At 29.0% G+C, this 25171-nt stretch carries 22 protein-coding genes; 8 read left to right on the top strand and 14 right to left on the bottom strand.

Annotated features, from left to right (window positions below):
• Positions 1-119: 119 nt before the first annotated feature.
• The 5 genes from ACN0WB_RS00205 to ACN0WB_RS00185 all read left to right on the top strand — a co-directional run bounded on the left by ACN0WB_RS00205 (position 120) and on the right by ACN0WB_RS00185 (position 8369).
• Positions 120-2774: a 4-alpha-glucanotransferase gene (locus tag ACN0WB_RS00205; RefSeq protein ID WP_417427651.1), complete on the top strand. Its 2655-nt coding sequence runs from the start codon at positions 120-122 to the stop codon at positions 2772-2774.
• Between the two features lie 108 nt (positions 2775-2882).
• Complete coding sequence (locus ACN0WB_RS00200; protein ID WP_417427650.1) at positions 2883-3815, top strand: hypothetical protein; 933 nt, start codon at positions 2883-2885, stop codon at positions 3813-3815.
• A 167-nt stretch (positions 3816-3982) separates the two neighbouring features.
• Entirely contained in the window at positions 3983-4408 is a 426-nt protein-coding gene (locus tag ACN0WB_RS00195) for a hypothetical protein (RefSeq protein WP_417427648.1), read from the top strand.
• A gap of 112 nt (positions 4409-4520) precedes the next feature.
• Complete coding sequence (locus tag ACN0WB_RS00190; protein WP_417427646.1) at positions 4521-6410, top strand: DUF3857 domain-containing protein; 1890 nt, start codon at positions 4521-4523, stop codon at positions 6408-6410.
• A 21-nt stretch (positions 6411-6431) separates the two neighbouring features.
• Positions 6432-8369, top strand: a complete 1938-nt coding sequence (locus ACN0WB_RS00185) for a DUF3857 domain-containing protein (protein WP_417427644.1) — start codon at positions 6432-6434, stop codon at positions 8367-8369.
• Between the two features lie 92 nt (positions 8370-8461).
• On the opposite strand, the gene ACN0WB_RS00180 is transcribed toward ACN0WB_RS00185, so the two are convergent.
• Positions 8462-11623 carry a UvrD-helicase domain-containing protein gene (locus tag ACN0WB_RS00180; protein WP_417427642.1) on the bottom strand — a complete coding sequence of 1054 codons (3162 nt, stop codon included), beginning with the start codon at positions 11621-11623 and terminating at the stop codon, positions 8462-8464.
• Positions 11624-11945: 322 nt separating this feature from the next.
• Between ACN0WB_RS00180 and ACN0WB_RS00175 the strand changes: the two genes are divergently transcribed.
• Both ACN0WB_RS00175 and ACN0WB_RS00170 read left to right on the top strand, forming a co-directional pair.
• Positions 11946-12728, top strand: a complete 783-nt coding sequence (locus ACN0WB_RS00175) for a carboxypeptidase-like regulatory domain-containing protein (RefSeq protein ID WP_417427640.1) — start codon at positions 11946-11948, stop codon at positions 12726-12728.
• A gap of 51 nt (positions 12729-12779) precedes the next feature.
• Positions 12780-13511 carry an SIMPL domain-containing protein gene (locus ACN0WB_RS00170; RefSeq protein WP_417427638.1) on the top strand — a complete coding sequence of 244 codons (732 nt, stop codon included), beginning with the start codon at positions 12780-12782 and terminating at the stop codon, positions 13509-13511.
• Positions 13512-13524: 13 nt separating this feature from the next.
• Here the strand turns inward: ACN0WB_RS00170 and ACN0WB_RS00165 are convergent, their stop codons facing one another.
• From ACN0WB_RS00165 to ACN0WB_RS00140, 6 genes are all read right to left on the bottom strand, one after another.
• A complete protein-coding gene (locus ACN0WB_RS00165) occupies positions 13525-14040 on the bottom strand; it encodes a GNAT family N-acetyltransferase (RefSeq protein ID WP_417427636.1) in 516 nt (171 codons plus the stop codon).
• Positions 14041-14043: 3 nt separating this feature from the next.
• Positions 14044-14265 (bottom strand): PspC family transcriptional regulator, encoded by a 222-nt coding sequence (locus ACN0WB_RS00160; RefSeq protein ID WP_417428736.1) that lies wholly within the window; start codon positions 14263-14265, stop codon positions 14044-14046.
• A gap of 88 nt (positions 14266-14353) precedes the next feature.
• Positions 14354-15616, bottom strand: a complete 1263-nt coding sequence (locus tag ACN0WB_RS00155; RefSeq protein WP_417427634.1) for a DUF2851 family protein — start codon at positions 15614-15616, stop codon at positions 14354-14356.
• Between the two features lie 90 nt (positions 15617-15706).
• A complete protein-coding gene (locus ACN0WB_RS00150) occupies positions 15707-16084 on the bottom strand; it encodes a GxxExxY protein (RefSeq protein ID WP_417427632.1) in 378 nt (125 codons plus the stop codon).
• A 99-nt stretch (positions 16085-16183) separates the two neighbouring features.
• Positions 16184-17317, bottom strand: a complete 1134-nt coding sequence (gene bshA / locus ACN0WB_RS00145) for an N-acetyl-alpha-D-glucosaminyl L-malate synthase BshA (protein ID WP_417428735.1) — start codon at positions 17315-17317, stop codon at positions 16184-16186.
• A gap of 17 nt (positions 17318-17334) precedes the next feature.
• A complete protein-coding gene (locus tag ACN0WB_RS00140; protein WP_417427630.1) occupies positions 17335-19035 on the bottom strand; it encodes a glycoside hydrolase family 3 protein in 1701 nt (566 codons plus the stop codon).
• 103 nt (positions 19036-19138) lie between these two features.
• On the opposite strand from ACN0WB_RS00140, the gene ACN0WB_RS00135 reads away from it, so the two are divergent.
• Positions 19139-19663 carry a hypothetical protein gene (locus tag ACN0WB_RS00135; RefSeq protein ID WP_417427628.1) on the top strand — a complete coding sequence of 175 codons (525 nt, stop codon included), beginning with the start codon at positions 19139-19141 and terminating at the stop codon, positions 19661-19663.
• Between the two features lie 29 nt (positions 19664-19692).
• On the opposite strand, the gene ribA is transcribed toward ACN0WB_RS00135, so the two are convergent.
• The 7 genes from ribA to ACN0WB_RS00100 all read right to left on the bottom strand — a co-directional run bounded on the left by ribA (position 19693) and on the right by ACN0WB_RS00100 (position 25126).
• Positions 19693-20310, bottom strand: coding sequence for a GTP cyclohydrolase II (ribA, locus tag ACN0WB_RS00130; protein WP_417427626.1), 618 nt, complete (start codon positions 20308-20310; stop codon positions 19693-19695).
• A 33-nt stretch (positions 20311-20343) separates the two neighbouring features.
• On the bottom strand, positions 20344-20775 hold the full coding sequence (locus ACN0WB_RS00125; protein WP_417427625.1) for a hypothetical protein: 432 nt from the start codon (positions 20773-20775) through the stop codon (positions 20344-20346).
• A complete protein-coding gene (locus ACN0WB_RS00120; protein ID WP_417427624.1) occupies positions 20772-21383 on the bottom strand; it encodes a DUF4254 domain-containing protein in 612 nt (203 codons plus the stop codon). Before ACN0WB_RS00120 ends, ACN0WB_RS00125 begins: the two co-directional genes overlap by 4 nt.
• A gap of 11 nt (positions 21384-21394) precedes the next feature.
• Positions 21395-21634 carry a twin-arginine translocase TatA/TatE family subunit gene (locus ACN0WB_RS00115; protein WP_417427623.1) on the bottom strand — a complete coding sequence of 80 codons (240 nt, stop codon included), beginning with the start codon at positions 21632-21634 and terminating at the stop codon, positions 21395-21397.
• A 29-nt stretch (positions 21635-21663) separates the two neighbouring features.
• Positions 21664-23220: a peptidoglycan DD-metalloendopeptidase family protein gene (locus ACN0WB_RS00110; RefSeq protein ID WP_417427622.1), complete on the bottom strand. Its 1557-nt coding sequence runs from the start codon at positions 23218-23220 to the stop codon at positions 21664-21666.
• The gene (locus ACN0WB_RS00105) at positions 23217-24011 is read right to left on the bottom strand and encodes a DUF4292 domain-containing protein (protein ID WP_417427621.1); all 795 of its coding nucleotides are present in this window, start codon (positions 24009-24011) and stop codon (positions 23217-23219) included. The genes ACN0WB_RS00110 and ACN0WB_RS00105 overlap by 4 nt, the downstream gene beginning before the upstream one ends.
• Positions 24012-24100: 89 nt before the next feature.
• Positions 24101-25126: a sugar nucleotidyltransferase gene (locus ACN0WB_RS00100; RefSeq protein WP_417427620.1), complete on the bottom strand. Its 1026-nt coding sequence runs from the start codon at positions 25124-25126 to the stop codon at positions 24101-24103.
• Positions 25127-25171 lie beyond the last annotated feature (45 nt).

Raw genomic sequence — 25171 nt, 5'->3', positions numbered from 1 at the left:
GTCTCAAAATGAGACTTACAACCAATTGGTTTTCAGTATTTAAACTATTTTTTTATTTTTAAATTCTCTAATATTTTTGATGATAAAATTCTTAATTTAGCATTCACAAACAAAAATTAATGAAACTGTATTTAAACATCAACTTCAATACGAAGTTTGGAGAAAAAATGGTTCTTCAAGTTACTGATGAAAAGTCCGAAATTCGAGAATACGAATTAATTTACACTGTAAATAACGCTTGGACTTTAGAATTAGACTATTATTCCAAAACTATTACATATCGTTATATCCTTAAAAATCAGGAAAATATTTTGCTTGATGAAGAGTATGCTTCACATTATTTAAATTTCCCAAATAACTTTAAAGAATATAAAATTTTTGATGTTTGGAATTTAAAAAACTTCCCAGAAAATTATCTTTGCAATAAAATTTTAGGAAATACTTTACAACCTTTTCAAGCAGAAAAAATAAGTATCTTAAAAAAACATTCCCATTTATTTAGACTTGAAGCACCACTTTATAATAAAAATTGGTCCGTAGTTTTGATGGGAAATGTAGATGGCTTGGGAAATTGGGATACACAAAAAACTTTAAAATTAGTACAAACTGATTTTGGGATTTGGGAAGTAGCCGCAGAAATCTATGCAGATTATCCTTTTCAATATAAATATGCCATTTTTGATAATGAATTAGATAAAATTATTGCTGTTGAAACTGGAAACAATAGATGGAGTGTAGAAAATAAAGATGATAATTTACTTCAAATTCAAGCAGATCATTACTTTAGATTTGGAATCCATCAACTTTATCACGCAGCTGGAGTTGCAGTTCCGGTTTTTGCTCTAAGAACAGAAAATGGTTTCGGAGTTGGAGAATTTTCAGATTTAAAAATTCTGGGAGATTGGGTGAAAGAAAGTAAACTTTCAATTATTCAGATTTTACCAATAAATGATACCACAGCAAATTACACGTGGACAGATTCTTATCCTTACGCAGCCATTTCAGTTTACGCTTTGCATCCACAATATTTATCCATAGAAAATCTAGATTTTAAATTAGATAAAAAATCTGCAGCTAAATATCTAAAAGAAAAAATAGATTTAAATGATTGTGAATTAATAGATTACGAACGTGTAATGTCTTCTAAATGGCAATATTTAAATACAATTTTTAAAGAACATAAAACTGAAATTTTAAAAGATAAAAATTTTAAAAATTTTCTTAAAGAAAATGAATCCTGGCTTTTTCCTTATGCTGCATTTTGTTTATTAAGAGATAAATATAAAACACCAAACTTTACACTTTGGAAAACTCATAAAAAATATATTGCGGGTAAAATTAATGCACTTTTTGTAGAAAAACACAAAGATTTTTCAACCGTGATGTTGCATTCTTGGGTTCAATACCAATTACATTTGCAACTTTCTACAGCGCGAGATTATCTTCACAAAGCAGGAATTTCAATTAAAGGAGATTTGCCAATTGGAATTTATAGATTTTCTGTAGAAGCTTGGACGGAACCAGAATTATTTGGAATGGATTTTCAAGCAGGAGCGCCGCCGGATAATTTTTCTGATTTAGGACAAAACTGGGAGTTCCCAACTTACAATTGGGAAGTGATGAAAAAGAATAATTACGCTTGGTGGAAAAATAGATTTAAAGCTTTAGAGCAATATTTTGATGCCATGAGAATTGATCATATTCTTGGTTTTTTTAGAATTTGGAGAATGCCGATGAGCGCAACTCAAGGGATTTTAGGCTATTTTTATCCAGCTGTCGCAGTGAAAATGGAAGAATTTAATGCGAGAAAAATTCCTTTTAATTTTGACAGATATTGCAAACCTTTCATTAATGAAGAAATTCTTTGGAATTATTTCGGAGAAGAAAAGCAAAATGTTGCAGAACATTTTATGTACAATTATTTTAATGGAAATTATACTTTAAAAGAAGAGTTCGACACGCAAAGAAAACTGAAAGATTATTTTGTGGAAAATCCACAAGGATGGAAGGAAGAGAAACTCATCAGTTTGTGTGCAAATGTTTTATTTCTGCAAGAGGAAACCAAAGACGATTACGTTTATCATCCAAGATTTAATGTTCATAAAACGGATTCATATAAATTTTTAAATGATTTTGAAAAGAATCAGATTTATAATTTGTACATCGATTATTTTTTCAAAAGACAAGATGGACTTTGGTATAAAAGCGCAATGGAAAAATTACCGCCCATTTTAAACTCCACAAATATGCTTATTTGCGGAGAAGATCTAGGTTTGGTTCCAGATTGTGTGCCGCAAGTTATGGACAGATTAGGATTAACTGCTCTCAAAGTTCAAAGAATGCCTTCTGATAATATCCCGTTTTATAATCCGAAATATGCAGGTTATTTAAATGTAGTAACTGCTTCTTCTCATGACAGTTCTACGCTTCGTCAATGGTGGCATGAAAATCGGGAACTCACACAAAATTATTTTAATAATCAGCTTCATCAATACGGAACCGCACCGTGGGATTTAACTCCAGATTTAGCAGAAATGATTATGAAACAGCATTTATTTAACGATGCGATGCTTGCAATTTTTCCAATTCAAGAGTTTTTCGCTTTAGAAAGTAAATTGACTAATCCAAAAATGGATAATGAAAGAATAAATCAACCCGATGTTTTCCCGCATTATTGGAGATATAGAATGCATATTAATTTAGAAAATTTAGTAACTGAAACAAATTTTAATAAAAAAATTGCGAGTTGGATTGTAGATTCGGAAAGAAATTAAACTTAAAGAAAATAATTATTTTAAAAAAGTTAAGCAAATGTGTTTAACTTTTTTTTGTTTTTATCATCTTAATTATAGAACGAATGAAAGTTCTTAAACTTTAAAAAAATGCAAAAAATATTAATTTCTACTTTATTATTGATGGCTTGTTTCAGTTTTGCACAGCAATATCCAGTAAATAACAATTACGGCAATTCTAATAATTATTCAAATAATAACAGTTATTATGGTGATAATTATGATTATCCAGATGATTATTATTATGATTATCCGACGGATTATTATCCATCAAGTTACTATCAAAGTTATTATAATGATTACCGAAATAGTATTATTTCAATTAATTGGCCAAAGTTTTTTAGAAAATACCATTTAAATAGATTTCAAATTGATCAGATAATTTACTTGAATCAATTGTATCCATCATTTAGCGTTTGGGATTCTTATTATGGAACAAATCCAGACAGATGGTATTATGAAAGATTTTATGCTTTGCAAAATATTTTAGGACCACAGATTTTTATAGTTTTTCAAAAACATTATTATCATGGCTATAATCCTGTAGTTTATTTTCAAAATTATAGAAAAACGTATTACGTTCCTCGTTATCATGTTCAAAGACAATATAGAAATGTAAATATTGTTCAGTACAAAGTTGATAGAAATAATTATAAAAATCCAAGAGCGAATAATGGTTTGTATGATCCAAATAATAGAAATACAAATAACAATTTGCAGAATAGAAATTTAGACGGAAACAATTCTACAAGACAAAATAATGGTTTCCGAAATGAAACTAAAAGTGAAAATTCACAATCTGTAAGAAATATAAATACTGAAAATACCAGAAATAATGGTTTTAGAACAGAAAGTAATTCAGAGAATGTTTCACCAAGAAGATATGAACCAAAAATGGATAGAAGTGAAAATAGCAGAATCCGTAATGAAAATTCATCAAGCCGAAATGTTGAAGTTTCTAATACTAGAAAAAGCGAAATAAGTAATAATTCTTCCAATTCAAGAGGTGGGGGAAGAAGATAAATAGGTTTATTAATTAGAGTTTTTAAGTGAGAGAATGAGCAAAATTTAATTTTGCTCATTTTTTAATAAATTTTAACAAAAATTTGTGATAATGGACTTTAACTTTGTTTCTATTAATTTATCAAAAAGAGGAATAAGATTTAATTATTAATTTAAAATAAAGAAAAATGAAAAAATTATTTTTAAGTATGGCTTTCGTAGGTTTAGGAACTTTCGCTATGGCGCAACAAACAGAATCTTCCACAAATAATATGAAACGTGGAGATATGAAGCAAAACATGGAAATGAAACAGCAAAAACATTTGGATAAAATGAAAACTGAACTCAACCTTACAGATGCACAAGTTTTAAAAATTAAAGCGCTTCAACAAAAAATGTCGGATGAAAGAAAAGCTAAAATGGCAGACAGAAAAGCAGCTAAAATGAATAAAAGAGGCGACGTAAAAAATGAAATGAAACAAATTCTAACTCCAGAACAATACACAAAATGGGAAACCAAAATGCATGATAAAATGGCAAAGATGAAAGGAAAAAGAATGAATAGAAAAAATGGTGGTATGAATAATAACCCCATGAAAATGGAAACAAAATAAAATTTCCATATAATAAAAATAAAGAGCAGAGTTTTTCTCTGCTTTTTTTATGCTTTTAATTAAAACTGACACAAATTTATTTATATTTGCTTTAACAAAAATTAACATTTAAATGTTCAAAAAATTATTTTTTCTCTTTTTCTCATTTTTCTTTTCATCCACTTTTAGCCAAGATCTTGCGATAAGTTCAATTCCAAATAATCTCCGTACAAATGCGTATGCCGTAATAAGAAATCATACAGAAAATTATACTGTAAATTCTGTAAAAGATATGGATATTACTGAAGAAACAACCATTAGTATTTTAAGTTCTAGCGGTGAAGATTATTCTGTAATAGGAATTCCTTATGATCCAAATACAAGAGTGAGCGATATAAAAGTGATGATTTATGACCGCGATGGAAAAGAAGTGGAGAAATTTTCGAAAAAAGATTTTTCTGATATTTCAAATAATCCATCAAATGCTTTGTATGTTGATGATCGGATTTTATATTTCAAACCAGTTGTGAGTCAATATCCTTACACATTGAAATATTCTTTCAGTACAAGAACTTCAAACACAGCTTATTTAAATTTTTTCAGACCGATAAACAAATATAATCTCGCTTTAGAAAAATCTCAAATTAACATTAATAATAAATCTGGAATTTTTTTAAACTCTAAATTTTATGATACTTTTTTAGCAAAAGTTTCAAAATCTGAAGTTGCAGGAATGTCACAATACACTTATGAAAATATTCCAGCGCTTGAATTTGAAACTTTAGCACCAAGTTTAGAAGTTCTTACACCGCATATAGATTTTGCTTTGCAGAAATTTACACTTGCAGGAAGAGAAGGAGATAACAGCAATTGGAGCACTTTAGGAAAATGGTATTATAATGATTTAATTTCACCGGTTTCTGCAATTACACCTGAAATTCAGAAAGAAGTAAATGATTTAAATTTAACTGGAACAACCTCAGAAAAAGTAAAAAAAATCTACCAATACATGCAAAGCAAAACCCATTATATTCTTGTCGCAATGGGAATTGGCGGATGGCAACCGATGGTCGCAGAAGATGTTCGGAAAAAAGGATATGGCGATTGTAAAGCTTTGACAAATTATATGAGAACTTTGCTTCAAGTGGCAGGAATTAAAGCTTATTTCTGTGTTCTAAATGATAATGCCTCTGCAAAATCTTATGATCAAGATTTTACTGAACTTTCTGGAAATCACGCAATTTTAATGATTCCCACAGAAAAAGATACCATTTGGCTAGAAAACACTTCGCAAAATATCGCATTCAATCATTTAAATTACACTTCTAATTACAGAAATGTTTTAGCGGTAAAAGAAGATGGAATTGAACTTGTAAAAACGCCAGTTTATAAACCAGAAGACAGCAAAGAAACTTTGAGATCTACGGTAAAAATTAATTTAGATAATAGCATTTCGACAGATTCAAAATTCACTTTTACCGGCGGACAATATGATTTAAATATGCCACTTTTTTATTATGATAATTCTGAAGTTAAAGAATCTTTAAAAAGGAGACATGAAAATTTACATATTCAGAATTTGGATGTAGTAAATCTTAATAATGATAGAGATAATGCAGAAATAAATTATGAATTAAAATTAAATGCTGCAGATTTTTCTAAAAAATTAGGAAATGATATTTTCTTCCGAGTAATGCCGTTTTATAGCGCTACAACTTTTTCTGCAAACTCAGAACGCAAATTACCCTTTGAAACTTCTTTTCCTTATCAAGATGATTATGAGATAGAATTTGAAATTCCGGAAGGTTATAAATTTTCTGAAATGCCAAAAAATCAAGAGATAAAATCTGAATTTGGTGCTTATTCAATTTCATATAAAAACGAAGATGGGAAATTAAAAGTGCATCGGATTTTAACCATAAATAGAGGCACTTATCCGAAAGAACAATTTCAAAACTATGTCAATTTTCGCAAGAAAACCGCAAGTTTAGATAATACAAAAGTTCTTATCACAAAATCTTAACATTAAATTAATTAAAGAAAAATGAAAATAAAATTATTGTTTTTATCTGCTTTTTTGTGCAGTATTTCCTTTTTTGCACAAAAACATGAATTTTTAAACGAGCCAAAATTAACAGTGGAAGATGTTCAAAATATGACGCCTTCCATCAAAGCTGATGCACCTGCGGAAATTCTTTATCGATCTTATCATTATAGAATAGATTATAATGGTTTTATGTACAGCGACGTAATTAGTAGAATAAAAATTTATGACAAAGATAAAGCAGGAGATTATTTAAATACTGAAATTTCACTTTATGAAGCTCCAACTGGAAGTCAACGTGAAAAATTAGCAAGTTTAAAAGCTTACACTTATAACTTTGTTGATGGTAAAATAAAAGAAACCAAAGTAGAAAAAGATTCTAAATTTAAATCTACAGAAGATAAAAATTATACCATTACAAAATTTGCATTTCCGGATGTAAAAAATGGTTCCGTTATAGAATACCATTATACAGTTGAAACGCCTTTTTATTGGTCGGTTCCAAAAGTGATGATTGAGCGAGATATTCCTGCGAAATACATTGAATATGTTTTTGAAACGCCAAAACAATTAGGTTATACCATTAATTATAAAGGTTCTTTGGCACCTACTTTTAGAGACGTACAAGAAAGAAATATTTATGGAGGAGATCATTTCAGTTACAGATTTGCTTATGAAAATGTCCCTGCTTACAAAGAAGAAAGTTTTGTAAGAAATAATGATAATTATAAAACTTCTATAAAAGCTGAGGTAAATTCGAGTAGCATAAATGGAATTTTTACAAGCTTCACTGTAACTTGGGAAGATGTTAGAAAAAGGTTATATAAAAATGAAAACTTTGGAGATCAGTTGAAAAAAATGTCAGCTGTTAAAAATATTCTTCCTGCAGAAATAAAAACAATTACAAACAATGTAGAAAGAGCGGATGCCATTTTAAAATTTGTTCAAAAAAATTATAAATGGAATAACGATTTGGATGTTGTAACCGATAAAGGAATTAAAAATTTGATTTCTACAAAAATTGGAAACAGTGCAGAAATTAATTTGTTATTGGTAATGTTAATGAAAGATACGGGAATTAAAGCAAATCCAATTGTTTTAGCAACTGTCGGGAAAGGACTTCTTCGTTCTTATGCGCCTTCTTTATCTTCTTTAAATTATGTAATTGCGGGCGTTGAAGATGGTAAAAATATCTTTTTATATGACGCAACAAGTAAGTTTTCTAGTAGAAATACAATTCCGCCACGTGCACTAAATTATCTTGGATTTTTAATGGATGAAAAAGAAGCAAAAGAATTGAATATTATTTATCCAGATAATAGCGAAACAGATTTGGTTGTAGATGCAAAACTTAATACCGACGGAACTTTTAGCGGTCACTTTTCTGATACAGACAAAAAATTATACGCAATGATGGCGGAAGAAGCGTATGCAGATAATAAAGAAGATTACCAAAAAGAATACAAAGACAGATATAAATTTCCATTTAAAAATATAAAATCCGGAACTGATGAAAACGGTGCTTTTTCCACTTCATTTGATTTTGATTCTGATACTTTTGTAGATGCAATTGGTAATAAATTGGTCTTCAATCCTTTGCTTTTTCTTTATTCTAAAAACCACGATTTTAATCAAGAAGAAGAAAGAAAAGCGCCTTTAGAATTTTATTCATCTTATGATAGAATTAAAAAAGTAAGCATCACTTTACCAGAAGGTTATGTTTTTGAAAACGTTCCGAAATCTAAAAAATTCAGAACGGAAGATAATTCTATTTCTTATTTGTATGATGTAACACAAGAAGGAAATAAATTAACCGTTGAAACTACAACTACAATTGATGATTCGGTTTTCCCGAAAGAATATTATCTGGCTTTCAAGCAAATTTTTGATAATATTACCAAAATGGAAGGACAAGTTGTAACTGCAGTTAAGAAATAAATTTTTCTAAACTTAATGATAAAAACTCTGCTAAAAAATTAGCAGAGTTTTATTTTTCCTAAATCCTAAATCCTAAATCCTAAATCCTAAATCTACACATAAACAATCTCAGTTTTCAAAACTTTTTTGCCTAATTTTTCTAAAACGCTTTTATAAGTTGAAACTTGTTTTTCATATTTTTTCTTTTTCTCATCGGTTTCTTCACCAGTTTTAAAATCCACAATCAACCAACCATTTTCTTTTTCAATTAATCTATCAGGTCTGTAAATTTCAGAAATTCCGTTTTCAGAAATCAAAATATCTTTTTCATTAATAATATTTAAATCAGAGTTGAAATAATCGGAATTCGCGGGATTTTTAATAATTTCTAAAATTCTTTTCGTAATTAGTTCTTTCTCATTTCGATTAATTATTCCGTCTAAAACATATTGTTCCAAAACAAAATCCACATCTTTTTCAGAATTTATTTTTGATAAAATTTCATGTGTGAAAATCCCCAATCTCACCTTTTCATTCCGAACTTGGTAATTTTTTGAAGGTGTTGCAATTTTCAAATTATTTTTAACTTTCGTTTTCTGCGTTAAAGAAGTAATACTTTTGGTATTAAATTTTTTCTCTTTTTTTATATTTTGCTTTTTGAAAGAACTATTTATTTCTGGATAAAGTTCTAATTCTTCTAAATTTTCAGGGTTTTTAGTTTCAATAAAATCTAATAATTCTAAGTGATTTTCGCCAGATTTGCTTTTATTTTGAAGATATAAAAAAAGTTGTTCTACAGGTCTTGTTGTCGCAACATATTGTAAACAATAACGATCGATTTTATTTTTATAAAAATTTCCAGAATTAAAATTCGCAATTTCTTCGTCATAACTTTCAAGTTTATCTGAAAAACCATCAATGTTAATAGATTTTAATTCTTCATAACCTTCCAAAGTAAGCCAATCATTTATTTTTTTGTCTTTGTTGCTATTTTTCATTGGTAAAAAAACCACGGGAAATTCTAAACCTTTTGCAGCGTGAATGGTCATTAATCTAATTGCATCAATATTTTCACTCGCTTGAATGGAAATTTTATGAGCTTCTTCCGACCAATATTCTAGAAAATCTTTTAAAGTATTTCCACTGTTTTGGCTGTAATTATAAAGCATTTCTAAAAAATTCAAGAGAAAATCGGTTTCAAAGTTTTTCACTGAAAACTCGTGTACAAAAAATTCTATTTCATTATAAAGATTCAATTTGGGTAAATCTTTCGGATTTAAATTTAATTGAAATTGCTCCAAAATATAATTTTCCAAAACATCTTGCTCTTTTATTTCTAAAAGTTTCAACATTTCTGCGGTAAAATCTTCAATGTAAATTCTTCCAGATTCTTTTAAATAATAAAACATTTTTACCAAATGTTGTCTGTTTTTCGGCTGAGATTTCCATTGGAGAAATTCTATTAAAGCTTTTAAGCTTAAAGATAAATCTAGCGTTAATCCTTTCTCAGAAATGGTTTTGATGTATTGTTCGTTGTCATTATAAAATATTTTTTCTTTCCCAAGAAGTTGAGAAAATTCTTTAATTTCATGACCTCCTCTGCAAAGAATTGTGATGTCAGAAAGTCCAAAACCATTATTCAAACATTCTTGAATATCTTTTTGCATTTGCGAAGTTGCCGTTTCAAAAAACTCCGAATTACTTCTGGAATATTCTTGCAAATTCACTTTTACGCGTCCTGCAAATTTTTTCTGTGCGTTTTGCTGTGCTTTTTCACTAAACAATTCTCTGTGTTCTGCTTCTAAATCTTTAGATAAAAAAGCATACAATTGATTATTAAAATCAACTATATTTTTTGCACTTCGCCAGTTATGTTCTAAAAATTCCAGACTTACCGGAATATTGGTTTTTTCATTTCTATTCAGAATATGGAGCATTATTTCACTTTCACCGCCACGAAATCTGTAAATACTTTGTTTTGGATCTCCAACCAAAGTGAAAGAATTTTCTTCAGAATTAATTGTGTGATCTCTAAGAGGCAAAATATTTTCCCATTGCATTTTTGAAGTATCTTGAAACTCATCTAAAAAGTAATGTAGATATTTTGTCCCGACTTTTTCATAAATAAAAGAAGACGGTTCGTTCTTTAAATTCTCATTAATTAAAACATTAAATTTTGAAAGTAAAACCAAATCATTTTCTTCTTCTATTAAAGCCAATTGATCTTGTATTTCTTTATTAATTTTTAAAGGCAATAATTCTTGTAGAATTTTTTCTTTTTTTATGGAAGAAATATAGTTTTTAATAATTATTTGCCGCGCTTCCAAAAGATAATTTAAGATTTCAAAAATTTCAGATTCTTTATGTTTTCCTTTTGTAGAAGCTCCTTTTTCGAAAACTAAATGGGCTCTTTGTTCATCACCTGGAAATGGGAAATCTTTCTTTTCTCCATTTGCAAATTTCAAATATTCAAAGAAAAATCTCCCTAATCCATTTGAATTTCCACCAGAGAAATCTACAATTTCGAGATTTTTTTCTTTTAAAATTTGGAGAGTTTCTTCAACTTTTTCTTTCGCAATATTTTGATGTACAACAATTTCAGCTCGCAATTTTATTTTTACTTTATCATAAATTTTCCAGTTGAAATCTTTGTTATTTTTCAGTTCTTCATAATGCACATCGCTCACAAATTGCTTTGCTTTTTTGTACAAACTTTTGTTGATGTAAACGCGTTCTTCGTTGTCTAATTTGTAATTAATGAAATCCATAAATGCTTCCGAAATGGTTTCATCTGCGCCAATTTTATCAAGCATTTTATCGACAGCTTCTATTAAAAAAGGTTCTGCTTGAATTTCTAAATTAAAGTTTTGAGCCAAACCCAATTCATTAGAAAAACTTCTAACCAATCTTGCATTAAACTTATCAATTGTTCCAATATTTAAAGTAGAATAATGGTGCAAAATATAATCTAAAACTTTCTTAGAACGGCGGTGAAGTTCGTCTAATGAAATTTCTTTGCCTTTTAATTTAAATTTTTGTTGAATTCCAAGTAGCGCTTCATTTTTCTTATAATCTTCTTTGGTGAAACTTTCTAGCCATTCTAGAATTCTAGATTTCATTTCATTCGCAGCTTTATTGGTAAAAGTTAAAGCTAAAATTTGACTAATTCCATCAGATTTTTCAGCAGACTCTAGACAAAGCATCAGAAGTTTTTGTACTAATGAATAGGTTTTCCCAGAACCGGCAGAAGCATTTATGGCGAAATAAGTTTGCATTTATTTTTATTAGAGTTGATGCAATTTAAGAAAATAAAAGATTTATTTAAAGTTAAATTTTGAGAAACATCTGCTTTTGTCATTCTGAACGTAGCAAAGCGAAGTGAAGTATCTTTTTTCTTTAATCTGCTCATTTAGCAAAATATGCGAGAGAAAGAAAAATCCCACGAAATCTACAAGAGATTTTTGTTTAATTATTAGATTTCTTTTGAAGAATTTTAAGATAATTTAAATTAATTATTTACCAAAAAATCTTAAAAAAGTTAAGTCTGGTTAAAATTTTAAATAAGAAGGATTTTCAATTTACATTTACACCAAACTAATGCCTTTGAAACAATATTTATTTTTTTTAATTTTTCTCTTTTCTTCTCACTATTTCTATTCTCAATCTTCAGTTTCGGGAACCGTTTTTAATGAAAATCAATTTGCGCTTTCTGGTGTTTTAGTTGTAAATATTAATACAGATGAGAAAACCGTTTCTGATGAATTTGGAAATTTTAAAATTAATGCAAATGAAAAGGATGAATTACGATTTGTTCGGGTAAATTATGATCGTGCATCTGTGAAAATTACTTCTGCCAATTTTATTTTTTCGGTAAAGATTTTTATGAGTTACACACCAGAATTAATTGAAACGGTAGATTTAAGTTTTGTCCCTTCTGGAGACTTGTCAAAAGATTCGAAAAAATTAAATAGAGTTGATAAAGTGGCACAATTAGAACAGGATATTGGTTTACCAAAATCACCAGAAAAGCCCAGAGAAAAACCCGCAGATTTAAAAAAATCTGTTTTATTACCAATTTTATTTGGGAATTTAAATGTTCAAGGAATTTATGATTTGGCGAGTGGAAAAGCGCGCCGACAAAAACGACTTTATAAATATCAGGATTTTCAAGAGAAAATAGAGTGGATAAAAACCAATCTAAAAGAAGATTTTTTTAAAGAAAATAATATTCCAGAAAATCAGATTTCGGATTTCTTAGGTTTTGCAATTAATACCAATTCCAGCGTTGTAAGTGGTTTTAAACAAAAAAATATTGATAAAGTTTCTTTTGCTTTAATACAAGTTGCCACAGAATATTTAAAAAAGAATAAGAAACAGTAGTTTTTTATGTTTAAATAATTTGCGTAAATTTATAGTTAAATAATCTCAATTATGAACAAATCAATAATCGCGATAAGTATTGCTGCACTTGGTTTTATCATTGGTTTGGCTTTTCTTGGAAATGCTATTAAAAATAGAAACCAATCTGACAATACAATTTCTGTAACTGGATTAGGATCAAAAGAGTTTACTTCAGATTTAATTACCTGGATTGGAAGTTTTACCAAAAATAATTTTGAATTAAAATCTGCGTATGATGATTTAGCGGTTGATAGAAAAGTGATTTCAGATTATCTCATTTCAAAAGGAATAAAACCGAGTGAAATGGTATTTTCCGCCGTTGATATTCAGAAAAATTACAATTATACGAATGATGCAAATGGCGCAAGTCATCAAACTTTTGCCGGATATAATTTATCTCAAACAGTTTCAATTGAAAGCAAAGAAGTACAAAAAATTGAAAATCTTTCCCGAAATATAACTGAAATTATCAATCGTGGAGTAGAATTTACATCTTCTGCACCGCAATATTTTTACACAAAATTAGCAGAAGTAAAACACGAAATGATTGCAAATGCCACAAAAGATGCAAAAGAACGCGCTGAAAAAATCGCAGAAAATGCAGGAGCAAGTTTAGGAAATCTTAAGAAAGCAACAATGGGCGTAATTCAAATTACAGCACCAAATTCTAATGAAGATTATTCTTACGGCGGAACTTTTAATACTTCTTCACGAGAAAAAGAAGCGAGTATAACAATAAAATTAGAATATCAAGTGAAATAGTTTTTTGAAAAAATTATTTCCGATAAACCACATCATAAATATTTTCAATAATTAAATCTAAATTTTCTACTTCCCAATTTGCGAAAAGTAATAATTCTAAATTTGTTTTTCCGTCGCCATAACTGGGTTGTACATAAGAATCTGAAATTTGATGAAAGCCATTTTTTAAATAAAAAGTAATTCGACGTTTTGCATTTTCATTAAAATTTTCTTTTTCAGTCTCTAAAATAATTTTAAAATAATCTCTTTCTAATTCTTTTAAAATTTCTTCCCCAAACTTTTGATTTCTATAACTTTCAAAAACTTCAAAGTGTTCCAAAAAAACAAAACCTTGTAATTCCCAAATGATTAAATAACCGATAAATTTCAACTCGTTTAATAAAGAGAGAACCTTCACATTTTCGTTTTTAAAAAGTTGTCTGAATTGTTTCTCACTTCGTCTTTCCAGTTCCGGAAAAGTGTTGCAATAGTTTTCGTATATATTTTTTACACGAAAATCTTCGAAATTTTTTATCTGAATAAATTCCATATTTTACAAATCAAAAACATTGGGTCTACGAAGAATAAACATATCTTTTATCCAAAGTGTAAAAGCTAAAAAAAGATAAATTAAAAAGAAAATTCCGACCGTAGCAAATGTAGAATAAATGAAAAATACGCGTAATTTCGAGACAGGAATCCCAAGTTTTGCGCCCATTCTGGTAAGAACACCAAACCATTCTCTTTCTATTTTGTGCCGAAAATTATTAATAATTTTAGGTTCTTTCATGTGTGATATATTTAGGAAAAAATCGCAAAATTCATACCTTCTTTTCGCAAATTTTTTCGAGAATTTTAATTCTTCAATTTTTTAATAATTGTAAACCAATGCTGCAATTTAAACATTTTTTTTGGACGCAGAAATTTTTATAATGGTACAGATATGCTTGACTTTCACGTGAAGAATCCATAGGAACTTTTAAATTTTGCCATGATGAAATAATGTTGTTTTTTTCAGCAGGAATTTCTGAATAAAAGTTTAAAATATTTTCTATAATTTCCTCGGAATTATTTTTATGATAATGGTATTTTAAAGGTAAAACTGCATTAATGATAATTAAATTAATAAAATTTTCGGTTATAATTTTAGCATTATTAATTGGCGAAATTTTTCCGAAATTAAAATGATTGTTCCAATAATCCGATGCTCTCACATTTTTAAAAATTAAAAATAAATCTGCTTTTGATTTTGCGGAAATTATTTTTGAAAACAGATTGGGTTGTGAAAAATAAAGATTTGCTAATTGTGAAAGCCGAATGGTTGGGAAATTTGGTGGTCGTAAACGTAAAAATTTTGGTTTAAAACTAAATTCAGAAAGCTGATATTTTGCTTTTAAAAATTCATATTCTCGTTTCCAAATCTGCATTTTTTCATCTTCAGGATTTTTTAACCAACCAAAAATCCCAAAAAATAAGGCTTCAAGTTGCAGATCATTTTGCTTAATTTTATTTATCAAATTAAAATCTATTTCCATTGCAAACTGTTGAAATATTTCTGCATTTACCTTTAAACCAAATGCATAAGCTAAGTTTTGAAAGAGAACTGCTTCGTAATTATTTTGTGTGGAAGATAATTGCAAACTTATTTTTTCGGATTTTTCATCTAATTTTTTGAGTAAAGTTTCATCAGTAAAATTAAAAGGAACTTTTTCTACATCAAAAATTTCTTCGCACGGAATGAAAGAAATCTCATTTAAAAGTTTAGAGTATTTTTCAATTATATTTTTATCAATATAATTTTTGAGTTCAAGCGTCGGAATATTTTTTGCGGAAAATTCATCAATATCTAAATCGTGTTCGTAAACAACATGTAAAATTAAATTGTCAAAATCCTGATTTCCCGAGTGTTGGTGGAAAATCCAATCTGAAGATTTCACGTGAAGTTCGATGTTTCCCGCTAAAATTAAATCATTAAATTTTATTTTTCCTTCCAGAAAATCGGCGCCAGAATTAAAATTCCACTGCCCGAAATTTAAAATTTCTAATAAATTTCCTTCAATATCTTTAAAATCAAAATTGTTGAAAATTTTGAAATTCCAAAGATATTGTAGCAGTTTTTCATTCATGATATTTCTGTTTCTCGCAAAGACGCTAAGTTTTTAGCGCAAAGGGCGCAAAGGTTACTATTGCTATTGGAAGATAAATTATTAAAAAAACTATAAATTGTTTACTACACGGTGGATTCCGTTTTTCAAAAGTTTAGTATTGAAATTTATCAGTAAGCCTAGTTTAATACCCGATAATTTTAAATAAGTTAATGTTTGTGCGAAATGAACTGGTGCCAAATTTTCAATTGATTTTACTTCAATCAATACTTTTTGATTAACTAATAGATCTATTCTATAGCCTATTTCTAAATTAATTTCTTTATAAATAAAAGGCATTGGAATTTGTTGCTTTACCTCATAACCGGCTTCTTTCAAATCAAAAGCAAGCGCATTTTCGTACGCGGCTTCCAGCAAACCAGCGCCAATATTTTTATGCAAATTCATTGCAATTCCGATTATCTTATAAGACAAATCATTTTCTGTCATTATCAAATTTTAAAGAAATAAATTTAATAATTTTTATTTTAAAAGTAATATTAATCTTTGCGCCCTTTGCGCTAAAAACTTAGCGACCCTGCGTGAAAACTATGCCTTGAATTTACTCAAAGTTTCCGCATACATTTTCTCATAAATTGGCAAAATGTTCTTTAAATCAAATTTCACCGCTTGTTTTTTCGCGTTCAATTTCATTTCTGCCAAAAGTTTTTCATCACTCAAAAGTTTGATCGTGTAATTGCTCATTGCTTCTACATTTCCAACTTCGGCTAAAAATCCAGTCACACCTTGAATATTTACTTCGGGAATTCCACCTGCATTTGAACTTATAACAGGAGTTGAAGCAGCCATAGCTTCCAAAGCGGCAAGTCCAAAACTTTCTTGTTCTGAAGGCAAAAGAAAAACATCAGAAAGTTCTAAAATTTTATATAAATCGTTCACCTTTCCCATCAAACGGATTTTATCCATTAATTCTGGATTTTCTTCCAAAAATTCATTGATGACTTCCATATCTGGACCTTCACCGATGATAATTAATTTTGATTTTATTTTTTTCTGAACATTTTTAAATATTTCTAATACTTCGGAAACTCTTTTTACGGGACGTAAATTGGAAACGTGAATTAAAATTTTTTCATCAGATTTTGCCAATTGTTTTCTTGAACAAATTTCAAAATTTGAAAATTCGGAATTATCTATAAAATTAGTAATTACTTGAATTTCTTTTTTAATATGAAACTTTTGTAAAGTATCTTTTTTTAAACTTTCAGAAACAGAAGTGATTGTGTCAGATTGATTAATAGAAAATTCAACTGCATGTTTGTAACTTGGATGTTGCCCAACTAAAGTAATGTCTGTTCCGTGAAGCGTTGTTACAAGCGGGATATCACGATTTATTTCTTTTAACATTTGCTTTGCCATAAATGCCGCATAAGCGTAAGGAATTGCGTAATGTGCGTGTAAAATATCTAATTTATAAAGATTTACGACTCTAAAAATCATAGAAGAAAGTGCAATATCGTAAGGTTGATATTGAAAAAGTGGATAAGTTTGCACGTTCACTTTATGGAAAAAAATATTGGGATTTGCTATGTCTAATCTCGCTGGTAAATTGCTGGAAATAAAATGTACTTCATAACCTTTATTTGCTAAAGACATTCCGAGTTCTGTTGCAACAATGCCACTTCCGCCGTAAGTTGGATAACAGAGAATTCCTATTTTTATCATTTTTATTTAATTATTTATTTTTGTGAAGTTGCTTTTAAATCCATTCCCATTCCTGCTTTTATATTTTCATTTACCAAAACTGGAATTCTCCCGTGAATTTTTGTTTCACCCAAAAGTGCTTTTGCAACTGCAGTTTGAGAATCATCGTTATTTTCATAAGCGACTAAAACCGTTGAAGTTTTAGAAATGTCGATATCTTTCAATGCATACGGACTTCCAAAAACGGTTAAAATGACGTTTTGGTTTTTATTTAATTCTGCTAAAATATTTTTACTTTCTTGTGAAATTTTGAAAGATTTATATGCAGTTGAATTGTCTTTATGAAAACCTACAATCACTTTTGAGTTTGCAGGAATAGTAGAAATTTCGGAAACTTTTTTTAGAATTACAGTTGTGTTTAAATTTAATTCTGAAAGAAAAGTGTCATAAGGTGCTTCTTCTAAAGGAACATAATAATAAGTTTCTTTGCACTTTAATGGCAATAAATTTTCTTTATTTTTAATTAAAGTTAATGCGTTGCTGTAAAGTTTTTGGGCTAATTTTACGTGCGTTTCATTATTCAAATCTTCATTAATATTTTCAGGATTTCTTGCTTCGTATTTTGTTAAACCTAAATAATATTTAGTTAATAATATTTTCTTCACACTTTCTTCCAATCTTTTTTCAGAGATTTCACCGTTGTCGATTGCTTGTTGAATTAATCTTTTTGCTTCTACAACACCGTAAGAAAAAAGTAAAATATCATTTCCTGCTTTAAAAGCCATCGCATCAACTTCTCCTGGTTTATATCTTTTTGCGACTGCGCCCATATTTAATGCATCGGTAATTATTAAACCTTTATATCCAAATTTTTCTTTTAAAAGTTTGGTTACAATATCATAAGAAAGTGAAGCAGGGATTTTTTTACTTTCCAATTTCGGAACGTACAAATGCGCGATCATAACTCCACCAATTCCTTTGTGTATTAATGCTTTAAAAGGAGCTAATTCTACAGCGTTTAAACGAGCGAGAGAATGGTTTATCACAGGTAAATCTAAATGAGAATCTGTATCTGCATCGCCATGTCCGGGGAAATGTTTCATCGCGGCTAAAATATTATGGTCTTGTAAACCTTCAAAATAAGCGGTTGCAGATTTTACCACATTTTCAACTTCTGAGCCGAAACTCCGATTTCCAATTATGGGATTATTTGGATTTGTATTTACATCTACAACTGGCGCAAAATCCCAATTAATTCCCATTCTTTTGCAATCTTTTGCAATCTGGGAAGTCATTTCATAAATTAATTTTTTATCTTGAATTGCACCTAAAGTTATCGCCCAAGGAAATTTGTGTGCCTTTGCAATTCTTTGGAAAAGTCCCCATTCTGCGTCCATACCAATCATTAATGGCACTTTTGATTTTTGCTGAAATTCATTAACTAAATTAATTTCCTTTGCGGCATCATCTTGCATTAAAATTAAACCACCAATTTTTTCTTTTTCTACTAAATTTCTAACAAAATTAATGTGTGCTTCATCTTTATTTGTGTAAAGTGCAATGATGAATAATTGTCCTAATCTTTCATTTTGATTTAAATTATTATAAGTTTCATTTACCCATTTTTGCGCTTCTTTTTGTTCTTTAGAAGACAAGTTTTTGGGTAGATATTGCGCATTTAAACTCGGAGAAATAAATGTAATTAATATAAAAATAACAAGAAAATAATTTCGCATAGACTAATTTGGTTTAGAAACAAAATTACGTTTTTTAATTATTTTAAAGTGGCACTTAATTGGTATATCTTTTGAAAGTAAAAAACAAATTAAATTTTAAAAAATGAAAAAAATAGTTTCTCTCGCCATAATCGGTTTATTGGCTTTTAGTGTATTAAGTTGCGACCGAACAAATGATAATGTGCAACAAGTGCAAGATAATGATACTTATTCTACAGCATATGATTTAAATAATGTTAGTTTTGTTAAAGATAATAATGGAGATTATACCATTTCTAGAAACTTTAATAATCCATTGGTAGAAAGTGACGTAGTTTTAATTTTCAGAAAATCAGGAACTACAAATAATGGAAGTCCAGTTTGGCAATCAATTCCAAGAACGCTTTATTTAACGCAAGGAGAATTAGATTATGACTATGATTTTAGTAGAGTGGATATTCAAATTTATGCTGGTGGAACTTTTGATCCTGGTTTAGCTCCCACTTATATTAATAATCAAACTTTTAGAGTCGTTGTAGTTCCTGCAGCAACTGGAAGTAAAAATACAAACGCAAATGTAGATCTAACGAACTATGAAAGTGTTGCGAAATTTTATAATATTAAAGAATCTAACGTGAAAACCTTGTAATATTAAATTAAAATAAAAAAAGCAGTTGATTATTCAACTGCTTTTTTCTTTTCCATATTCTCATCTTTTAAAAGATGTCCAAAATAAGATTTTTTTACATCTAGATAACTTTTGCTTTCTTTTGTAGAAGGAATTTGCAGAGGAATTCTAGAAATTAAATTAATATTACTTTTTTCTACAGCTTCCATTTTTAATGGATTATTAGTAAGTAAATTTATTTCCTTAATGCCGAGTTCATTTAGCATATCTATTGCAATATTAAAATTCCGGTCGTCTGCAGGTAAACCTAATTCTAAATTAGCTTCTACAGTATCTAAACCTTGTTCTTGTAATGCGTAAGCTTTTAGCTTATTAATTATTCCAATATTTCTTCCTTCTTGTCGAAGATAAATTATTACACCACCATGTTCATGAATAAATTGCATTGAATAATCAAGTTGTTTTCCACATTCACATTTTTTGGAATGAAAAACTTCTCCGGTAATACATTCGGAATGGAAACGGACATTTACAACTTTCTTTAAATCTGTACCTTCTGCAATAATTGCCATATGTGGCATCCAATTATTTTCAACTTCTGAAAACGCAATTATTCTAAAGTTTCCAAATTCTGTGGGAACTAAAGATTCTGCTTGTTTTGTAATCATTTATAAGTAAATATTTTTTATTCTAAAGTGAATTTAATTAATAGATTCCAATAAATTGATATTGGTTTTAATTCTGACCATATAGCGATTTAAAATATTATCTTGGTCTTTATTTAAATGTTTGCGTAATATTTGAATTTTTTTGTAAGAACTTACATATTCTTTATACGCATTTTTCATCGCTTTTTGATCTTTTTTGGAGTAGGCAATAACATAATTGTTTAGTGAAATTTTCAAATTATGGACTTCCTTATTTAAATTTTTATTTTTAAATTTTGGGAAAGAAGCAATAAGATTAGTGATTTCAGATTGATACGCAATTGCTTCAGTTTTTACATCTGCATCGCTTGAAGGATATAAATCATTAGAAACATTATCTGAGATTGGAGATAGGTTAATTTTTTCTGCAGTACAACTTACTAACAAGAGAGCAAAAACCAAAGCTACACCAATATTTCTTTTCATTTTTTTGTTTTTTGATATAAAATCGGATTGAGAGATTCATCATTATACATTTTCATTTGTTTGTATAATTTCATCTTTACAATTCCGTTCTCAATATCAATCAACAATTGGTCTATAGCTTGTGATAAATCTTTATGTTGTTCTAACAAAATATTTAATTTATCTTGACATTTTTCTCTATGTTCTACAGAAGCGCTTTCGCGTTCTGCTTCTTGTTTCATGTGATATACTTTCAAGGCTAAAATTGATAAGCGATCTACTGCCCAAGCAATAGTTTCGGTATTTATTTTCGCATCTACTTTCGGAGTGATATTTTCGTATTTCTTAAAAAACCAAGCATCAATATATTCTACTAAATCTGTTCGCTTTTGATTAGAAGCATCTATTCTTCTTTTTAATTTCAAAGCTTCAATTGGATTTATGTCTTCTTCTCTGATGATATCTTCTAAATGCCATTGAACGGAATCAATCCAGTTTTTTGCATACAAAATTTGTTCCAAAGAGGCTTCCTCATAAGGATTTTCGTTCAAATAATTGACGTCATCATGAACGTGATAATGCTCCACGGATTGGTTAAAAACCTTCCATGCTGTTTCAGAAAAAGACATGATTATGTTTTTTAGCTCGGATTATTAGTATTTTCTGTAGTATTATTTACAGGATTTGGATTATTCACTGGTTGTTCTGTAGTAGGTTTTTTATTCTCATCTTCTTTCACTGCATCTTTAAATTCTTTAATACCAGAACCCATTCCGCGCATTAATTCAGGAATTTTTTTACCACCAAAAAGTAAAATTAAAATTAAGGCAATTATTAAAATGTGTTGCCAAGATAAAGAAAGTATTGTAATTGTAATCATTTTGTAAATTTTAACAAAGTTATATTATTTTAATTTGAAATCCATCCTAAAGGATCTACTGGTTTTTCTCCATTATAGATTTGAAAATCTAAAGTATAGGTACCATCGAAATCTTTTCCCACCTCTCCAATTACAGTTCCTGCAGCCACGTTTTGATTGGCGGAAACATTTGTACTGGAAAGGTTGCTATAAACTGTGAAATAATCACCGTGTTTAACAATAACGGCTCTTAAATCTCCATTTTGAATAACTCCTGTAACCACTCCGGGGAAAACGCATTGTGCTTTTGTACCAGGAGCTACTGCAATTCTTATTCCTGCATTATCTTCTACAATACCTTTTAAAAAAGGATGTGGTTGTCTTCCGAATTTGTGAGTAATAGTTCCTCTCACAGGCATACTTATTCTCCCACGATTCGCAGCAAAATTATTCCCAGCTAAATTAATATTCACACCGTAGTTTGTATTTGCTTTGGTTTCCGCAGCTTTTTTCTTCTCGTTCTTACTTTTTTCTAATTCAGCTTCTGCAGCACGTGCATTTGCAGCTTTGTTTGCAGCTATTCTTGAAGCATTTTCTGCTGCAGCAGCTTCTTTTGCAGCCGTCACTCTTCGTTCTTCATCTTTTGCGTTTGCATCTGCTCGTGCCGCATCTGCAGATCTTTTGCGTTCATCTTCTGCTTTTTTTGCAGCTAAATCAGCAGCTTTTTTCGCTTCTAATTCTGCTATTTTTCTTTCTTTTTCTAAAGCGTCTGCTTTTGCTTTATTTTCTGCGTCAATTCTGGCTTTTTCTCTATCTGCAGCAATTTTTGCCATTCTCACTCTTTCTGCTTCGGCTTTTTTTTCTGCTTCAGCTTTTGCTTTAGCTAATTTAATTTCTTCATTAATAATTGTTCTAATCTTTGCTTCTAAAGCTTTAGATTCTGCTTGTTTTTGTCTAATCTGAGCGGTAAGTTGTGCTTCATTGGCTTTAAAATCGGCTAAAAGTTTTTCTTTTTGCTGTCTTTCAATATTAATGGTTTGTAAGTCTTTTTGTTGGTTAGAAAGAAGATTTTCTTTTTCTTTCATCGATTTTTGCCGAGAAGCTATAGATTTTTTAAGTTTTATTGCGGCGTCGGTTATTTCTGCTGCTTTTTTATCTTGATAATCTGCGTACTGTTTTAAATATTGAACGCGTCGAAGAGCTTCTCCTAAATTTTTTGCAGATAAAATAAATGTTACTTTATTTTGAACGCCTTTATTTTTATAAGCATTTACCAAAACTTCCGCGTAATTTTTTCTTAAAATAGCAAGCTCTCTATTTTGTCTATTAATTTCTAATTGACGAAGATAAATATCATCTTCAATTAAATGTTTTTCTTTTTGTGTATTGTTATAAACTTTTTCTCGAAGCTGAATTTTTTGATTTACTCCAATTAAATAAGCAGCGGAAAGTCTAGATTCTTTTTTAGTTTTGGCTAAAGTTGCATTAATACTAGAAATTTGTTTTTTTAATGTGGCATTTTGCTGTTGCAATTGTTCTTTTTGCTGAGCAGAAAGATGACTTACAAACAAAAGCCCGATAAAAAAAAATACTTTCCTAATCATCATTTAATAACAGTTTTCTTATAATTATTGGGAACAGAATACGGTGTATCCATTTTAGAAAAATCAAATTTCGTATTTTCTAATAAAATTTCAGTTCTTTTCTTCCCATTTATAATAATTTTAACGTTTTTCGGTAATGAAATATTGTTATTCACTTCCCAATTGCTGTAATAAACTTCTAGACTATCTTCAGAATTCACATCATTAAGAGTAACATTAGAAAGTTGAAAATCTGGAGTATAATTCATTTTAATTTGATACTCACTTTCTTTGCCATTGCTTCTTATAATTTGATTTTTTTCTGAGGTTAATTGATAGACTTCTGCATTCTTCGTCAATTTAAAATCATTTTCAATAATTGGAATAAAAGTTTTCCCGATTAATAAATTTTGCAAAGATTTTAAATCAATAAAATTAACATTCAAAAGCTGATTTAAATATCCAAAATCTGAATCTATATAAGTTTTATTATACTTTTCATAAGCTTGAATACCATTATTAGTGGCAATTCCGCGCGCAACATTTAAAAATAAAGCCGTTAAATTTAACCATACTTTTTCATCTTTTTCCAAATATATTGTTGCGTCTAAAGTAGGAATAAAGCTACCATTTTCTATATTTACTCTACTATTAATTTTCAAAGCATCATAGTTTGCATCTTTCAAAATTTCATTATAAAAGAAGGTATTGGAAACAATTGTTGCATTAATATCAGTTGGTGTAGTGCTTACAACTTTGGTTTTGCAAGAAGAAAGAAATAAACCGATAAATATTAAAATAATATATTTTTTCATAAAACTTATTTAAACCCAGGATTTAACAATATTTACGCCAAATTTTTAGGTTTAATGATGCTGTTTTTATTTACGAAGGCTAAGAGCTATTAGTTTCCTCCTTTAGATAAAAAATCTAAAACAGAAAAGTCTCCTAAAGAAATTTCTCGAGCAACGCCATAATATTCTGCGGAATTACCAATCATAGAATTGCTAAGATTTCCGTGATCAATGGTTGTATTTTCTTGAATTAATGAATTGTCAATATTAGAATTAATAATTATGGTATTGTTTCCTAAAGAAACACAAGGACCGATTTTAGAATTTTTTATTTTAACATTTTCACCAATAAAACAAGGTGGAATTATCATACAATTTTCAATTTGAGCAGAAGTAGGAAAGTGAGACATTTCTTCTTTCTCATATTGTAAAACTTTGCCGTTTGTTTCTACGGTTGCATTTTTGTTTCCACAATCCATCCAATCATCTACTTTTCCAAGAGAAAATTTCGCCCCTTTCTGACGAAGATTTTCTAAAGCTCTTGTTAATTGATATTCGCCGCCTTCCATTATATTATTGTCCATAATATAATTGATTTCTTCCATTAATTTTTCTGCACTTCGGAAATAATAAATCCCTATAATTGCCAAATCTGAAACAAATTCTTTTGGTTTTTCTACAAAATCTGTGATAAAACCATAATCGTCTAATTTTACCACTCCAAAAGCAGATGGATTATCTACTTTTTTCACCCAAATTACACCATCAGAATTGGTGTCAAGAATGAAATCTGCTTTAAATAAAGTATCTGCAAACGCAACTACCACATCACCTTGCATAGAATCTTCTGCACATTTAATGGCGTGAGCTGTTCCAAGTGGATGTTCTTGAACATAAATGCTTCCTTTTGCACCTAATTCTTCAGCAATTTTTAATAAAGATTCTTCAACTTCAACTCCAAAGTCGCCAATAATGAAAGCGATTTCATCAATATTTTCTCCGGCAACTTTTGCAATGTCTTCTACTAATCTTTGTACAATTGGTTTTCCTGCAATTGGGATTAAAGGTTTTGGAACCGTCAAAGTATGTGGTCTTAATCTGGAACCTCTTCCAGCCATTGGAACTATTATTTTCATCTTTATTTATTAAAGTTATTTTTAATCAGAAATGCAAAACTACTA

The organism is Halpernia sp. (assembly GCF_048269545.1).
Lineage (GTDB): Bacteria > Bacteroidota > Bacteroidia > Flavobacteriales > Weeksellaceae > Halpernia.
This window is presented reverse-complemented; position numbering and strand designations above follow the sequence as displayed.

Coding starts and splice junctions, on each gene's coding strand:
- ACN0WB_RS00195 (WP_417427648.1), top strand. CDS start 3,983: ATGAAAAAATTATTTTTAAGTATGGCTTTCGTAGGTTTAGGAACTTTC.
- ACN0WB_RS00100 (WP_417427620.1), bottom strand. CDS start 25,126: ATGAAAATAATAGTTCCAATGGCTGGAAGAGGTTCCAGATTAAGACCA.
- ACN0WB_RS00200 (WP_417427650.1), top strand. CDS start 2,883: ATGCAAAAAATATTAATTTCTACTTTATTATTGATGGCTTGTTTCAGT.
- ACN0WB_RS00125 (WP_417427625.1), bottom strand. CDS start 20,775: ATGAAAAGAAATATTGGTGTAGCTTTGGTTTTTGCTCTCTTGTTAGTA.
- ACN0WB_RS00150 (WP_417427632.1), bottom strand. CDS start 16,084: ATGACAGAAAATGATTTGTCTTATAAGATAATCGGAATTGCAATGAAT.
- ribA (WP_417427626.1), bottom strand. CDS start 20,310: ATGATTACAAAACAAGCAGAATCTTTAGTTCCCACAGAATTTGGAAAC.
- ACN0WB_RS00185 (WP_417427644.1), top strand. CDS start 6,432: ATGAAAATAAAATTATTGTTTTTATCTGCTTTTTTGTGCAGTATTTCC.
- ACN0WB_RS00175 (WP_417427640.1), top strand. CDS start 11,946: ATGCCTTTGAAACAATATTTATTTTTTTTAATTTTTCTCTTTTCTTCT.
- ACN0WB_RS00190 (WP_417427646.1), top strand. CDS start 4,521: ATGTTCAAAAAATTATTTTTTCTCTTTTTCTCATTTTTCTTTTCATCC.
- ACN0WB_RS00140 (WP_417427630.1), bottom strand. CDS start 19,035: ATGCGAAATTATTTTCTTGTTATTTTTATATTAATTACATTTATTTCT.
- ACN0WB_RS00205 (WP_417427651.1), top strand. CDS start 120: ATGAAACTGTATTTAAACATCAACTTCAATACGAAGTTTGGAGAAAAA.
- ACN0WB_RS00155 (WP_417427634.1), bottom strand. CDS start 15,616: ATGAATGAAAAACTGCTACAATATCTTTGGAATTTCAAAATTTTCAAC.
- ACN0WB_RS00105 (WP_417427621.1), bottom strand. CDS start 24,011: ATGAAAAAATATATTATTTTAATATTTATCGGTTTATTTCTTTCTTCT.
- ACN0WB_RS00120 (WP_417427624.1), bottom strand. CDS start 21,383: ATGTCTTTTTCTGAAACAGCATGGAAGGTTTTTAACCAATCCGTGGAG.
- ACN0WB_RS00180 (WP_417427642.1), bottom strand. CDS start 11,623: ATGCAAACTTATTTCGCCATAAATGCTTCTGCCGGTTCTGGGAAAACC.
- ACN0WB_RS00115 (WP_417427623.1), bottom strand. CDS start 21,634: ATGATTACAATTACAATACTTTCTTTATCTTGGCAACACATTTTAATA.
- ACN0WB_RS00135 (WP_417427628.1), top strand. CDS start 19,139: ATGAAAAAAATAGTTTCTCTCGCCATAATCGGTTTATTGGCTTTTAGT.
- ACN0WB_RS00170 (WP_417427638.1), top strand. CDS start 12,780: ATGAACAAATCAATAATCGCGATAAGTATTGCTGCACTTGGTTTTATC.
- ACN0WB_RS00110 (WP_417427622.1), bottom strand. CDS start 23,220: ATGATGATTAGGAAAGTATTTTTTTTTATCGGGCTTTTGTTTGTAAGT.
- ACN0WB_RS00165 (WP_417427636.1), bottom strand. CDS start 14,040: ATGGAATTTATTCAGATAAAAAATTTCGAAGATTTTCGTGTAAAAAAT.